Annotated in this window: 8 protein-coding genes; 5 read left to right on the forward strand and 3 right to left on the reverse strand. The window is 64.5% G+C overall.

The window, feature by feature from the left end:
- The first annotated feature begins 29 nt into the window (after positions 1–29).
- The 5 genes from LB529_RS10195 (at position 30) to LB529_RS10215 (ending at position 8,607) form a co-directional block, all read left to right on the forward strand.
- Positions 30–305, forward strand: coding sequence for a sarcosine oxidase subunit delta (locus LB529_RS10195; RefSeq protein WP_224515831.1), 276 nt, complete (start codon positions 30–32; stop codon positions 303–305).
- Positions 305–3,286 carry a sarcosine oxidase subunit alpha gene (locus tag LB529_RS10200; protein ID WP_224710991.1) on the forward strand — a complete coding sequence of 994 codons (2,982 nt, stop codon included), beginning with the start codon at positions 305–307 and terminating at the stop codon, positions 3,284–3,286. The genes LB529_RS10195 and LB529_RS10200 overlap by 1 nt, the downstream gene beginning before the upstream one ends.
- Positions 3,279–3,905: a sarcosine oxidase subunit gamma gene (locus tag LB529_RS10205; protein ID WP_224710992.1), complete on the forward strand. Its 627-nt coding sequence runs from the start codon at positions 3,279–3,281 to the stop codon at positions 3,903–3,905. Before LB529_RS10200 ends, LB529_RS10205 begins: the two co-directional genes overlap by 8 nt.
- 256 nt (positions 3,906–4,161) lie before the next feature.
- On the forward strand, positions 4,162–6,531 hold the full coding sequence (locus LB529_RS10210; RefSeq protein WP_224710993.1) for a DUF1989 domain-containing protein: 2,370 nt from the start codon (positions 4,162–4,164) through the stop codon (positions 6,529–6,531).
- A 366-nt stretch (positions 6,532–6,897) separates the two neighbouring features.
- On the forward strand, positions 6,898–8,607 hold the full coding sequence (locus tag LB529_RS10215; protein WP_224526654.1) for an APC family permease: 1,710 nt from the start codon (positions 6,898–6,900) through the stop codon (positions 8,605–8,607).
- A gap of 290 nt (positions 8,608–8,897) precedes the next feature.
- Here LB529_RS10215 and LB529_RS10220 read toward each other — a convergent pair whose 3' ends face one another.
- The 3 genes from LB529_RS10220 to LB529_RS10230 all read right to left on the reverse strand — a co-directional run bounded on the left by LB529_RS10220 (position 8,898) and on the right by LB529_RS10230 (position 14,185).
- Positions 8,898–12,050 carry an efflux RND transporter permease subunit gene (locus tag LB529_RS10220; RefSeq protein WP_224526657.1) on the reverse strand — a complete coding sequence of 1,051 codons (3,153 nt, stop codon included), beginning with the start codon at positions 12,048–12,050 and terminating at the stop codon, positions 8,898–8,900.
- A 312-nt stretch (positions 12,051–12,362) separates the two neighbouring features.
- The gene (locus tag LB529_RS10225; RefSeq protein WP_224711075.1) at positions 12,363–13,496 is read right to left on the reverse strand and encodes an efflux RND transporter periplasmic adaptor subunit; all 1,134 of its coding nucleotides are present in this window, start codon (positions 13,494–13,496) and stop codon (positions 12,363–12,365) included.
- 83 nt (positions 13,497–13,579) lie between these two features.
- Positions 13,580–14,185 carry a TetR family transcriptional regulator gene (locus LB529_RS10230; protein WP_224710994.1) on the reverse strand — a complete coding sequence of 202 codons (606 nt, stop codon included), beginning with the start codon at positions 14,183–14,185 and terminating at the stop codon, positions 13,580–13,582.
- Positions 14,186–14,306: the final 121 nt, after the last annotated feature.

Here is a 14,306-nt window from a genome sequence, read left to right on the forward strand (position 1 = left end):
TTTTGGCATCATGCATTGAAGACCCAGTCATGCGCATAGTCTGTCCCTTCTGCGGCGAACGCGAACTCGGCGAGTTCACCTATCTCGGCGACGCCAAGCCACAACGGCCGGCGGCCGATGCCGGCGAGGACGCAGTCTACGACTACGTCTATCTGCGCGACAACATTGCCGGCCCGATGAGCGAGCACTGGTACCATGGCGGCGGCTGCCGGGCCTGGCTGAAGGTCACGCGCAACACGCTGACGCACGAGATTTCGGCCGTCGAGCCGGCGGCGGGCGCAGGCGCCGCCAAGGTTGGTGTGTGATGCGCGGCGATCAGGCAAACCGGCTGAACAATGGCGGTCTCATCGACCGCTCGACCGCGCTCAACTTCCGCTTCGACGGCAAGACCCTCTTCGGCTTCAAGGGCGACACGCTGGCTTCCGCGCTGGTCGCCAATGGCGTCAAGCTCGTCGGCCGCTCGTTCAAATATCATCGCCCGCGCGGCATCCTGACGGCTGGCTCGGAAGAGCCGAACGCGCTGGTCGAATTGCGCAGCGGCGCAAGGCGCGAGCCGAACACCAAGGCGACGACCGCCGAGCTCTATGAAGGGCTCGAAGCCGCCAGCCAAAACCGCTGGCCGTCGCTCAATTTCGACGTTATGTCGGTCAACCAGCTGTTCGCGCCGATCTTCGTCGCCGGCTTCTACTACAAGACCTTCATGTGGCCGGCGAAATTCTGGGAAGCGATCTACGAGCCGGCGATCCGCCGCGCCGCAGGTCTCGGCCGCGCGGCAGGCGTTTCCGATCCAGATCACTATGACAAGGCCTGGGCGCATTGCGACGTGGTGATCGCCGGTTCCGGACCGGCCGGTCTCGCCGCAGCCCTTGCCGCTGGTCGCAGCGGCGCGCGCGTCATCCTGTGCGAGGAGGATTTCGTCCTCGGCGGCCGCCTGCTCGCCGATGGCGGCATGATCGACGGATTGCCGGCCGCCGAATGGGTTGCGCGCGCGGTTGCCGAGCTTTCGGCGATGCCCGATGTGCGCATCATGACGCGCACGACTTTGTTCGGCGTCTATGACGGCGGCACCTATGGCGCGATCGAGCGCGTCAACGACCATCTGCCGGTGCCGCCGGAGCATCAGGTGCGCCAGCGGCTATGGCGGATCGTGGCCAAGCGCTGCGTCGTCGCCGCCGGCGCGATCGAACGCCCGATCGTCTTTGCCGGCAACGACACGCCGGGCGTGATGATGGCATCGGCCATGCGCAGCTACATCAACCGCTATGCGGCCACGCCGGCGCGGCGCATCGCGCTGTTCACCAACAATGAGGATGGCTGGCGCACCGCCGAAACGGTGATCACGGCCGGACTGCAGGTTGCGGCGGTGATCGATGCGCGGCCGGACGTTTCGCCGGCCCATCGCTCGCTGGCAAGCAAAGGCGGCTTTCCGGTGCTGCACGGCGCTGTCGCGGGCGTCGACGGCGGCAAGGACGGCGTGCGCAAGATATCCGTCTCGCTGACCGGCGGCGCCCGCGCCGAGGTCGAGGCCGACGGGCTTGCCGTCTCGGGCGGCTGGAACCCGGCAGTCGGCCTCACCTCCTACCATCGCGGCAGGCCGAAATGGCGCGACGACATCGCCGCCTTCGTGCCGGATGGCGCGCCGCCCGGCATGGTGGCAGCGGGCGCGGCCAACGGCGCGTTCGGACTTGGCGCCTGCCTGCGCGAGGGGTTCGAAGCCGGCGCTGCTGCGGCCCGCGACGCCGGACGCAGCGGCAATATCGGATCGATGCCGGTCGCCGACGACGAGGCCTTTTCGATCACTCCGCTCTGGCATGTCGCCGGCAAGGGCAAGGCCTTTGTCGACCAGCAGCACGACGTCACCGCTTCCGATGTCGAGCTGGCGCAGCGCGAGGGTTTTCAATCGGTCGAGCATCTGAAGCGCTACACGACGCTCGGCATGGCAACCGACCAGGGCAAGACCTCGAATGTCGCCGGCCTCGCCATCATGGCGGCGGTCAGCGGCAAGTCGATCCCCGAGACCGGCACGACGATCTATCGGCCGCCTTACGTGCCGGTCGCCATCGGCGCTTTCGCCGGCCACCATCGCGACGAGAATTTCCATGCGACGCGGCTGACGCCCTCGCATCACTGGGCGGCCGAACAGGGCGCGGTCTTTGTCGACACCGGCCTATGGAAGCGCGCGCAGTGGTATCCGCGCGCCGGCGAGAAGGACTGGCTGGAATCGGTCACCCGCGAGGTCAAGGCGGTGCGCAGCGGCGTCGGTTTCTGCGATGTCTCGACGCTCGGCAAGATCGACGTGCACGGCCCCGACGCAGGCGCCTTCCTCGACCGCGTCTACATCAACGCCTTCTCCAGCCTCGCCGTCGGCAAGGCGCGCTATGGGCTGATGCTGCGCGAGGACGGCATCGTCTATGACGACGGCACGACCTCGCGGCTGGCCGAGGATCATTACTTCCTCACCACCACGACGGCCAAGGCCGGGCTGGTGATGCAGCACCTGGAATTCTGCCGCCAGGTGCTGTTCCCCGAACTCGACGTGCAGCTGACCTCGGTCTCCGACCAATGGGCGCAGTTCTCGATCGCCGGACCGAAGACCCGCGATCTCTTGAAAGAGATCGTCGATCCGGCCGAGGACCTGTCGAACGAAGGTTTCCCGTTCATGGGCGCGCGCGAGGTCAAGCTGCGCGGCAGCCTGAAGGCAAGGCTGTTCCGCATCTCCTTCTCCGGCGAGATGGCGTTCGAGATTTCGGTGCCGGCGCGCTACGGCGAGGCGATGGCGCGCAGTCTGATGATTGCGGGAAAACCGTTCGACGTGACGCCTTACGGCACCGAAGCGCTTGGCGTGATGCGCATCGAAAAAGGTCATGTCGCCGGGCCGGAACTCAACGGCACTACCACGGCGGGCGATCTCGGCCTCGGCAAGATGATGTCGACCAAGAAGGATTTCATCGGACGCGTCATGGCCGGCCGCGAGGCGCTCGTCGCGCCGAACCGGCAGGTGGTCGTCGGCATCAAGCCGACCGACAAGGCGCGCCGCCTGCGCTCCGGCGCGCACATCATTCCAAAGGGCGAGCCCCCCGGCCCCGGCAACGACCAGGGCTATGTCACCTCGGTCTGTTTCTCGCCGGTGCTCGACCAGTGGATCGGTCTCGGCCTCGTCGAGCGCGGCCGCGAGCGCATCGGCGAGATCGTGCGCGCGCACGACCCGCTGCGCGGCGAGGACTACGATGTCGAGCTCTGCAATTCCGTCTTCTACGATCCGGATGGAGGGCGCCAGCGTGGCTGAGTTTTCCTGGGACGTCCGCAGCCCGCTGGACCGCCCGCTGATTGCCGGCTCCTACGGCGCGCAAGGCGACGCCGGCGTGTCGCTGACGGAGATCCGCAATTTCGATCTCGTCCAGGTAATGGCGCGGCGCGGCAAGGCCGGCGAGATGGCGAAGGCCGCGCAGGCGCGCTTCGGCATGGCGGCGCCGGAAACGCCAAAGGCGGTCGATACTGCCGACGCGACGCTGATCTGGTCGGGACCGGACCAATTCCTGGTGCTGTCCAAAGGCGGCAAGCATACGATCGAAGCGCTTGTGCCGGCCTTGGTGGGTTCGGCCTCGCTTTCCGACCAATCGCATGCGCGGGTGCTGATCAGCATATCCGGAGAGAAGGCGCGCACGATGCTCGCCAAGCTGTCTTCGATCGACCTGCACCCCGATGTTTTCGGCGTGGGCGCGGCGGCCGCGACGTCGATGGATCACACCAGCGTCACGCTGTGGCGCGGCAAGGATCTGGCGGATGGACAGGCGGTGTTCAACCTGCTGGTGTTCGCGACCTTCGCCGAGAGCCTGTGGCACACCATTCTGGACTCGGCTGCGGAGTATGGCGTGACGGTCGGCCATCCCGAGGAGCTGGCGTAGCGCAGCACCACCCCTTCTCCCCTTGTGGGAGAAGGTGTCGCCGAAGGCGACGGATGAGGGGTGCTCCAGGGAAAGCCAGCGTCTCACTCCGCTGGAACACCCCTCATCCGTCTCGGCGCTATCGCGCCGATCCACCTTCTCCCACAAGGGGAGAAGGGAAGTCCCGCCTTGCCAAACGCATTCCCCCTGCTATTCTCTCAGCGAAAATAATTTTACACACAGGCAAACTTGTTTCTCGCTCGGAGGAGGGTTTTAGATGAGCCAGTCGCCCTACCCCGCCGTCCTGTCCGGGCCGCCCAAGCCGAGCCTGATCCTTAGGCCCGGCCAGATCAGCCTGCCGCCGGGCATGGAACGCTACACCGTGCAGGGCAACGGGGCGGTGCTGATCGACGTCGAGGCCGGCGACAGCGTCAGCGTGAGCAATGTCGAGGGCGGCCAACCCTGCGAGCTGCTGGCCTGGGACAAATCAGGCGCGACGGATCCCGGCATTTTCGGCGAACGGTCGAACAGCAACGCCGCCGGCATCAAGGCGCTGCTCGCCGACGGCGACGACAGCCTCTCAGCGCTGCGCCTCAGCCTTGAGCGCCGCAATGTGCAACTCGACCAGCCGAAAGGCGTGCGCGTGTTCGGCGGCGCTACGCCCGCCGGCACGGAGCAGAGCTTTGCCATCCAGCGCGACGGCGCGCTGCTGATCGCGGCGCCTGGCGGGCCGATGCTGGTCGACGGACACAACACCGCGACGCCGCTCACCGTCCTGGTGCGGCGCGCCACGATCCGGCTGAAGAACAGGTCGCAGCTTCCCGATCCGCTTGCCGATCCGGTGCTTGATCTTCGGGTGAAGTCGGCGACCGCCGAGGCCTATTTCGTCAAGGCCGGCGACTATTTGCAGATCATCGATGTCGATGGCCGGCAATGCACCGACTTCCAGTGTTTTTCCGCGCGCAAGCTGGACAAGGGGCGCGACCTGCCGCTCGACGTGACGACGACCCGCACGCTGATGGGTTCGGCCTATCCGATGCCTGGCCTGCATTCGAAATATTACGACCAGGACATGGAGCCGCTGGTGGAGGTCGTGCAGGATACATGCGGCCGGCACGACGCCTTCGCGCTTGCCTGCGCCGCCAAATATTACGACGACATCGGCTATCCCGGACACACCAACTGCTCGGAGAATTTCAACAAGGCGCTGTCGGACAAGGGCGTGACGCCCCGCGCCGGCTGGATGGCGATCAATTTCTTCTTCAACACGGCGATCGACGCGCATGGCGTGATGGTGTCGGACGAGCCGTGGTCGCGACCTGGCGACTATGTGCTCTTGCGCGCCCTGACCGACATCGTCTGTGTGTCCTCGGCCTGCCCGGACGACACCACGCCCGCCAATGGCTGGGACCTCACCGACATCCATGTGCGCGCCTATTCAGGCCAGCACAAATTCTCGCGAGCGATCGCCAGACGCATGAAGCCCGACTCGGAACCGAAGATGACCCGCGAGACAGCCTTTCATTCGAGCTTTGCCAAGCACACGCGCGACTTCGTCGAATATCGCGGCTATTGGCTCGCCAATTCCTTCGCCAAGGAAGGCCCCATCGCCGAATACTGGGCCTGCCGGCAGACCGCGGTGATCATGGACCTGTCGCCGCTGCGCAAGTTCGAGGTCACCGGCCCGGATGCCGAAGCGCTGCTGCAATACACGCTGACCCGCGACGTCAAGAAGCTCGGCGTCGGCCAGGTCGTCTACACGGCGATGTGCTACGAGCATGGCGGCATGATCGACGACGGGACGTTGCTCAGGCTCGGCAAGGATAATTTCCGCTGGGTCGGCGGCGACGATCTTTCCGGCGAATGGCTGCGCGAGACGGCGAAAAAACTCGGCCTCAACGTGCTGGTGCGCTCCTCCACCGACCAGATGCACAACATCGCCGTCCAAGGGCCGAAGAGCCGCGACATATTGAAGGAAGTGGTCTGGACCTCGCCCGTGCAGCCATCGATCGGCGAGCTCGAATGGTTCCGCTTCGCCGTCGCGCGCATTGGCGGCGGCAATGGCGTGCCCGTCGTCGTCTCACGCACCGGCTACACCGGCGAACTCGGTTACGAGATCTGGTGCCATCCGCGCGACGCCGAAAAAGTGTTCGACGCCGTCTGGGAGGCCGGCCAGCCGCACGGGCTGAAGCCGATGGGCCTGCAGGCGCTCGATATGGTGCGCATCGAGGCGGGACTGATCTTCGCCGGTTACGAATTCTCCGACCAGACCGATCCGTTCGAAGCCGGCATCGGCTTCACCGTACCGCTCAAGACCAAGGCCGACGACTTCATCGGCCGCGATGCGCTGATCCGGCGCAAGGAGCATCCGCAACACAAGCTCGTCGGCCTCGACATCCATGCCAATATCGCCGTCGGCCACGGCGACTGCGTCCATGTCGGCCGCGCCCAGATCGGCGTCGTCACCTCCGGCATGCGCTCGCCGGTGCTCGGCAAGACCATCGCGCTGGCACGGCTCGACGTCACTCACGCCGAGATCGGCACGGAGGTCGAGATCGGCAAGCTCGACGGCCACGCCAAGCGGCTGCCGGCGCGTGTCGTGGGCTTCGCCCATTACGATCCGCAGAAGACCAGGCCGCGTTCCTGATAGCGGCAACCCTTGCCTTCTTCCGTTGTGGGAGTAGGTGGCCGAGCGAAGTTCGGTCGGATGAGGGGTGTTCCAGAAGACACTAGCCGCTCATTTCGCTGGAACATCCCTCATCCGTCTCGGCGCTACGCGCCGATTCACCTTCTCCCACAAAGGGGAGAAGGAAAGAGCATGTTTCGCAAGCGCGATGTGCATGACATCCACAAAACGCTTGACGCGAAAGCGCGTCGGATCAATCTTCACTCTTAAGAAAAAAATACGACTGAGTGGAAACACGACAGGCCGACGTCGATTTGCCGGGGAGCAAGCTTCGCAAGAGCCGAAGCATCGCTGGCGGGGAACAACAAAAAGGGGAAGACACAAGATATGAGCACGATAAGCACGGCCCTCGAGCAGCCTGTCGAAAGCAAGCTGCTCAGGCATATCGACTGGCGTGGCGCCTTCTGGGTGGCAAGCGGTGTTCCAGCGCTGGTCCTGTTCTCGATCGGCGGCATCGCCGGCACGACCGGAACACTGGCCTTCCTGATCTGGACGGTATCCATGATCATGGGTTTCCTGCAATCCTTCACCTATGCCGAGATCGCCGGCCTGTTCCCGAACAAATCCGGCGGTGCCTCGATCTACGGCGCCACGGCATGGCTGCGCTATTCCAAGTTCATCGCGCCGCTATCGGTGTGGTGCAACTGGTTCGCCTGGTCGCCGGTGCTGTCGCTCGGCTGCTCGATCGCCGCCGCCTACATCCTCAATGCGCTGGCGCCGATCCCGGCCTTCACCGAGACATCGCCGGAAGTCGTCGCCTACATCGCCGCGCATGCCGGAACGGCGCCCGCCGACGCCATCGCCGCGGTGGCGGCTGCCGCCACGCCCGCGATCCGCACCTGGTCGCTGTTCAGCCATACGCTGGGTCCAGTGTCCTTCACCTTCAACGCCACCTTCTTCATCGGCGCGGTGCTGATGCTGATCATCTTCGCGATCCAGCATCGCGGCATCCTCGGCACGGCCAATGTGCAGAAATATATCGGCCTGCTGGTCATCATCCCGATGCTGATCGTCGGCGTCGTGCCGATCTTCACCGGCCAGATCGACTGGGCGAACTTCTCGCCGCTGGTGCCGTTGGCGGCCGCCTACGCGCCCGATCCGGGTTCATGGAACATCGCCGGCTGGACGCTGGTGCTGGGCGGCATGTTCATCGCGGCATGGTCGACCTACGGCTTCGAGACGGCCGTCTGCTACACGTCGGAGTTCAAGAACCCCGGCACCGACACGTTCAAGGCGATCTTCTATTCCGGCCTGCTCTGCATGCTGCTGTTCATCCTGGTGCCCTTCACCTTCCAGGGCGTGCTCGGCCTGAACGGCATGCTGGCGACGCCGATCGTCGACGGCTCGGGCGTCGCCGACGCGCTGGCCGGCATGGTCGGCGGCGGCAAGATCATCCACAGCCTGCTGGTCATGCTGATGATCCTGGCCCTGGTGCTCTGCATCATGACGGCGATGGCCGGCTCCTCGCGCACGCTCTACCAGGGTTCGGTCGACGGCTGGCTGCCGCGCTATCTCAGCCACGTCAACGAGCATGGCGCGCCGACGCGGGCGATGTGGACCGACCTCTGCTTCAACCTGATCGTGCTGGCCATCGCCTCGGCCGACGCGACGAGCTTCTTCTTCATCCTCGCCGTGTCGAATTGCGGCTACATCATCTTCAACTTCCTCAACCTCAACGCCGGCTGGATCCATCGCATCGACAATGGCCACATCAACCGCCCCTGGAAGGCGCCGACCTGGCTGCTCGGCATCGGCGCGATCTTCGCCTATGTGAACGCCATCTTCATGGGCGCCGGCGCCAAGGTGTGGAACCCGATGGCGCTGTGGGCCGGCCTGATCACCGCTGCCTTGATCATCCCGGTGTTCTGCTTCCGCCACTACGTCCAGGACAAGGGCAAGTTCCCCGAACACATGCTGGCAGACCTCGGCATGGCGGGAGCCGACCTCTCGGTCAAGAAAGCGGGCATGCTGCCTTACCTGACGCTGATTGCCGGCGTGGTGGTGATGCTGATCGCCAACTGGGTGTTCGTCATCTGACGCGGCAGCCTTGAAAACAGACGGGCGCGCCTCGGCGCGCCCTTCTTTTTTGCCGATCCCCCCGTCCCGGCATCAGCCGGCCTTTCGGACCGCCTCGCTTACAAAGAGCCGATTTTCTGGACGCTTCAGGCCGAGATTCTCGCGCAACGTCGAACCTTTATGACGTTGCTGAGAAAGAATTCTGTTTTGCGGAAGCCTTGCCACAGCACATTTTTCCGCCCCGCGGACCTTGACGCGGGTCATCCGCCACCGGCTTTCGCCGATGGCGGATGATCCAAGGTTGCCACCTTTTATTCCGCAGCCAAGGCCAGCTGCGGTCTTTCGATGCCTTCGACGTTCTCCGGCTCGTGCGCCTGCTCGTCGGTCTTGGCCTTCTTCGGCGCGCGGCCGAAGAACAGGGCGTAGCCGGCCGGCAGCACCAGGATGGTGAGCACGGTGGCGACGAGGATGCCGCCCATCATGGCGTAGGCCAGCGGCCCCCAGAAAACGCCGCGCGAGATCGGGATCAGCGCCAGGACCGCGGTCAGCGCCGTCAGCATGATCGGCCGGAAGCGGCGCACGGCTGCACCCACGATCGCTTCCGATCGCTCCATGCCGGCGGCGATATCCTGGTCTATCTGATCGACCAGGATGATCGAGTTGCGCATGATGATGCCGAGCAGCGCGATGACGCCGAGGATGGCGACGAAGCCGAACGGCGCGCCGCTGATCAGCAGCGCCGCTGCGGCGCCGATGATGCCGAGCGGTCCCGTGGCCAGCACCAGCATCGACTTGCCGAAATGCTGCAGCTGGACCATCAGCAGCACGACGATGACGGCGAGCATGATCGGCGCCTTGGCTGCGATCGAGGCCTGGCTTTCGGCCGAGTCCTCGGCGCCGCCCTGGATCTCGACGTTGTAGCCGGGTGCGAGACCGGCGCGCAGATCCTTCATGTCGTTGTATATCTTGGTGACGACGTCGTTGGACTGCACGCCGTCCGGTAGCGTGGCGCGCACGCTGATCGTCGGCAGGCGGTCGCGCCGCCATTCGACGCCCTGCTCCATCACCGGCACGACCTTGGCCACTTGCGAGAGCGGCACCGATCCGCCGAAGTCGGTCGGGATATAGACCGAGTCGACCGAAGAGAGCAGGTGACGGGTTGCCTCCGGCTCGCGGGCGACGATCGAGACCGTCTCCTCGCCGTCGCGGAAGTCGTCTAGCGGCGCGCCGGACATGGTGGCCTGCAGCATCTGGCGGATGCGCTGCGAGGTGACCCCGAGGGCGCGGGCACGATCCTGGTCGATCACCAGCTTCATCGCCGGCACCGGTTCCAGCCAGTCGTCATGGATGGCGCCGAGCAGCGGATTGGCCTGGAACCTCGCTTTCACCTCGTCGGCGATACGGCGCACCTCCTTGCGTTCCGGGCCCATGACGCGCATCTGCACCGGCCAGCCGGTCGGCGGACCGAGGAAGAGGCGGTCGACCTTGCCGCGGATCGAGGGGAAGTCCTGCGCCAGGATCTTGCGCATCTTGACGATCAGCCGCTCGCGCGCCGGCTCGTCCTTGGCCATCACCAGGAGTTGGGCGAAGTTCGGGTTACGGAGCTGCTGATCGAGCGGCAGGAAGAAGCGCGGCGCGCCTTCGCCGATATAGGTGGCGATGAAGCGCTTGTCCGGATCGTCCGCCATCTTGCCCTCAAACGACTTGGCCTGGTTTTCGACATCCTTGATCGAGGTGCCTTCCGGCAGCCACAGGTCGACCAGGATTTCCGGGCGCGAGGATTGCGGAAAGAAGTTCTGCGGGATGAACTGGAAGGCCCACAGGCTGGTGGCAAAAGTAACCAGCGTCATCACCAAAACGATGATGCGGTGGCGCACGGCCCAGGTGACCGTCGCGCGCAGCCGGCGATAGAAGCCGGTATCGAAGACATCGTGATGAGTGCCGGCATGCTTGCGCTGCTTGAGGATCATGTAGCCCAGCCACGGCGTGAAATAGACCGCGACGAACCACGACACGACCAGCGCGATGCCGACGACATAGAATAGCGTGCGCACATATTCGCCGGCGGTAGAGGCGGCGAAGCCGACCGGGATGAAGCCGGCCGTGGTGATCAGCGTGCCGGTCAGCATCGGGAAAGCGGTCGAGGTGTAGGCGAAGCTCGCCGCCTCGATCTTGACCAGCCCCTCCTCCAGCTTTCGCTCCATCATCTCGACGACGATCATGGCGTCGTCAACCAAAAGGCCGAGCGCAATGATGAGCGCGCCGAGCGAAATGCGCTGCAGGTCGATGCCGATCTCGTACATGATGGCGAAGGTGGCGGCCAAGACGAGCGGGATGGCGATGGCGATCACCAGGCCCGAGCGCCAACCGATCGACAGCAGCGAGACTGCAAGCACGATGAGCAGCGCCTCGCCGAGCGCCTCCATGAACTCGCTCACCGCGTCCTTGACGACCTGGGGCTGGTCGGAGATCTGATCGACCGACACGCCATAGGGCAGCCCTGCCTCGAAACGCTGATAGGTCGCCTCGACATCCTTGCCGACATCCCTGACGTTAAAACCCTTGGCCATGACGACGCCGAGCTGGACGCTCTGATGGCCGTTGAAGAGGTATTTGTTGTCGTAAGGATCCTGGAGGCCGGAAGAGACCGTGGCGATGTCGCCGAGGCGCGTCACCTGGTTGCCCGAACGCAGCCTGAGCTCGCGGATATCCGCGGCCTTGGTGACATCGCCCTCGACCGAGATGCGCACCGAGCGCAGGCCGGTGTCGACCGAGCCCGCCGGATCGACGGCGTTCTGGCCTTTCACGGCGTTTTGCAGGTCAAGGATGGTCAGGCCGCGCTCGGCCAGCGCCTTGGACGAGACATCGATATAGATCTTCTCAGGCTGGTCGCCGATGATGACGGCCTTCTCGACGCCCGGCGTCGTCAACAGCATGTCGCGCGCCTGGATGGCGAACTTCTTCAGCTCCGGATAAGTGAAGCCGTCACCGCTGATCGAATGCAGCGTGATGAAGGTGTCGCCGAACTCGTCGTTGAAATAGGGGCCGAGCAGCCCCTGGGGCAATTCATTGGAGATGTCGCCGACCTTCTTGCGCACCTGGTAGAAGGCGTCCTTCACTTCCTCGGTGTTGGTGTCGCCCTTGACCTGCAAGGTGATGATGGCACTGCCGGCGCGGGTGTAGGAACGGACGAAATCGAGATGCGGCGTTTCCTGCAGTTTGCGCTCGATCTTGTTGACGACCTGATCCTCCATGTCCTGGATCGAGGCGCCGGGCCAGATCGCCTGCACCACCATGACGCGGAAGGTGAAGTCGGGGTCTTCCTTCTGGCCCATGCGCATCAGGCCGAGCGCGCCGGCAAGGATGATCAGCCCGAACAGGAAGCGCGCGATGCTTGGATGTCCGATCGCCCAACGCGAAAGATTGAAGGGCCGTTTTTCAGTGCTGCTGTCGCTGGTGGTCATGGCACACGTCCAGTCCAATTGATCGGCAAGGCACGCTCGCTTGGCATGCCGCTTCCAGTTCGGTGGGCTTCCGGGCGGCGAGACCCCTCAAGCGGAGAGAGCTCGCAAATCGCGCTCGACGCGGCACTGCTGCGGGGGAGCCAACATGCCGGCATCTCACGATCGGGGCGTTCGCCGCCCGGAACCCATGCTTTCCCCGGCCCGCGGCGCAAGCAGCGAGAGCGGGAAAGGCGTTCGTTACGCCTGACTTCAGATTCTAGTTCGATGCATGTCGTTGTCCCAAAACCGCTTCGCACTTTTGGGCGACAAGCATCAGTGCAGGCTGCTGGTGGTCGCGACGTCGTCCTCCGCCGAGGCGGATTGCTGGGCGTCGCTTGCAAGCTTGACCTTCAGGTTCTCGGTCATGAACTGTGTGCCGGCCGCCACCACGACGTCGCCCTGTTTGAGGCCGTCCGCCACGGCGACACCGTCGGCAGTGAAGTTGGCGACCTTGATCGGGCGCGGATGGACTGTTTCGGAGGCGCGGTCGACCGTCCAGACGATCTGCTTGCCATCCTTCTCGGTCATCGCGGTGAGCGGGATCGACACGAGCTGCGCCTTGCTGCCGACGGTTGCCTCGACATTAGCCGTCATGCCGAGCAGCACGCGCGGATCGTTGGGCAGCGAAACCCGGACAGCGAAGGTACGTGACTGCGGATCGGCGCTGCCGGCGACCTCGCGGACCCTGCCGTCAAGCGTCAGCCCTTCGTCCGACCAGAAGCTTGCCTTGACTTCCTTGCCGGGCTTGAACCCTGCAATATCCATCTCCGGCACGGCGATCGAAACTTCCTTCTCGCCGTCCACCGCGACCGTCATGAACGGCGTGCCGGCGCCGACCACCTGGCCGACATCGGCGGAGATAGCGGTGACGATGCCATTCTTGCTGGCTTTCAGATCGGCGTATTGAACCTGGTTCTGCGCTTGGGCCAGCGTCGAGTGGGCGGCATCGCGCGTCGCCACGGCCTGGTCGTAGGCCAGCCGCGCCTGATCGAGCTGCGACTTCGGCGCGAAGTTCTTGGCATAGAGCTGCTCGGCGCGCTTCCTGGCGAGATCGACGGTCTCGACCTGGCGTTCGGCGGCGTCCAGGCTGGCCTGCGCGCTCTTCACCGACAGCTCGTAGTCGGACGGATCGACGCGGGCGAGCACGTCGCCTTCATTCACATGCTGGCCGATATCGACCAGACGCTCGGTGACCTTGCCGGCGATGCGAAAGCCGAGATTCATCTCGGTGCGGGCGCGCACCGAACCGGAATAGTCGAGCTGGCGAGTGGTCCGCGCCTCGCCGATCTCGACCACCTTCACCGGCCGGACGACTTCCTGAACGACCTCGGCCTTTTCCTGGCTGCAGCCGGCAAGGGCAAGCGCGGCGACGACGACGCCGATGGCGGGAAGGCCGGCGGCCGGCAGCCTGCGGAGGATGGAACTGGACAAAGACACTTTAGCACTCCCGAACTGGAGATGATCTGCCGACCGCACGCGGCGGACGGCTTCTATTTCAAGGCTCTGATGGCGTAGTCGATAAGTTCGTCGGGCATTGCCCGGTTGGTCTTGGCAAGGCACTGCGCCACCATCTGCGGGTGGCACAGAATGACGGTGGCGGCGCCGAAGCAGCGCGCGGCGGTTTCAGGATCCTGCTGCCTGAACTCGCCTGCCTCGATGCCCTCGCGGATCACCTCGGCGAACAGGTCGTGGATACTGTTGACATGCTTGTCGATGACGGACCAGTCGCGCTCCAGCGCGACGATAACCATCTCATGCACCTTCTGCTCGTCCAGCATGGTCTCGAGCGTCATCTTGTACTGGGCATGGATGTAGCGGCGCAGCCGCTCCTCGGCGCTGATCGGGAGATGCATGATCTCGTAGGCCATGTTGTAGCTGGCGCCGAGCATGCGGCCGCACACGGCCTGGTGGATTTCGACCTTGGAGGCAAAGAAGCGGTAGATGTTGGCGGGCGACATGCCGAGCTCGCGAGCGATGTCGGCAACATTGGTCTTACCGTAGCCATAGTGGCGGAACAGGCGCTCGGCGCAGTCGAGAATGCGGGTCACATTCTCCTGTCTGGCGGGGTCTGCCACGATGTTGGCGGCTTCTGACATAGCGCTTTCGTTTTGATGAGTGACGAATTTCAATTTTCATCAGTCGTAAAACGAAAGCGGCGAGGAGTCAACGCGAAATCGACGTACGCGTATAATTTGGTGACAGATGGTGACAGTTGCG

It is taken from the genome of Mesorhizobium sp. CA5 (assembly GCF_020165105.1).
Classification (GTDB): Bacteria; Pseudomonadota; Alphaproteobacteria; order Rhizobiales; family Rhizobiaceae; genus Mesorhizobium.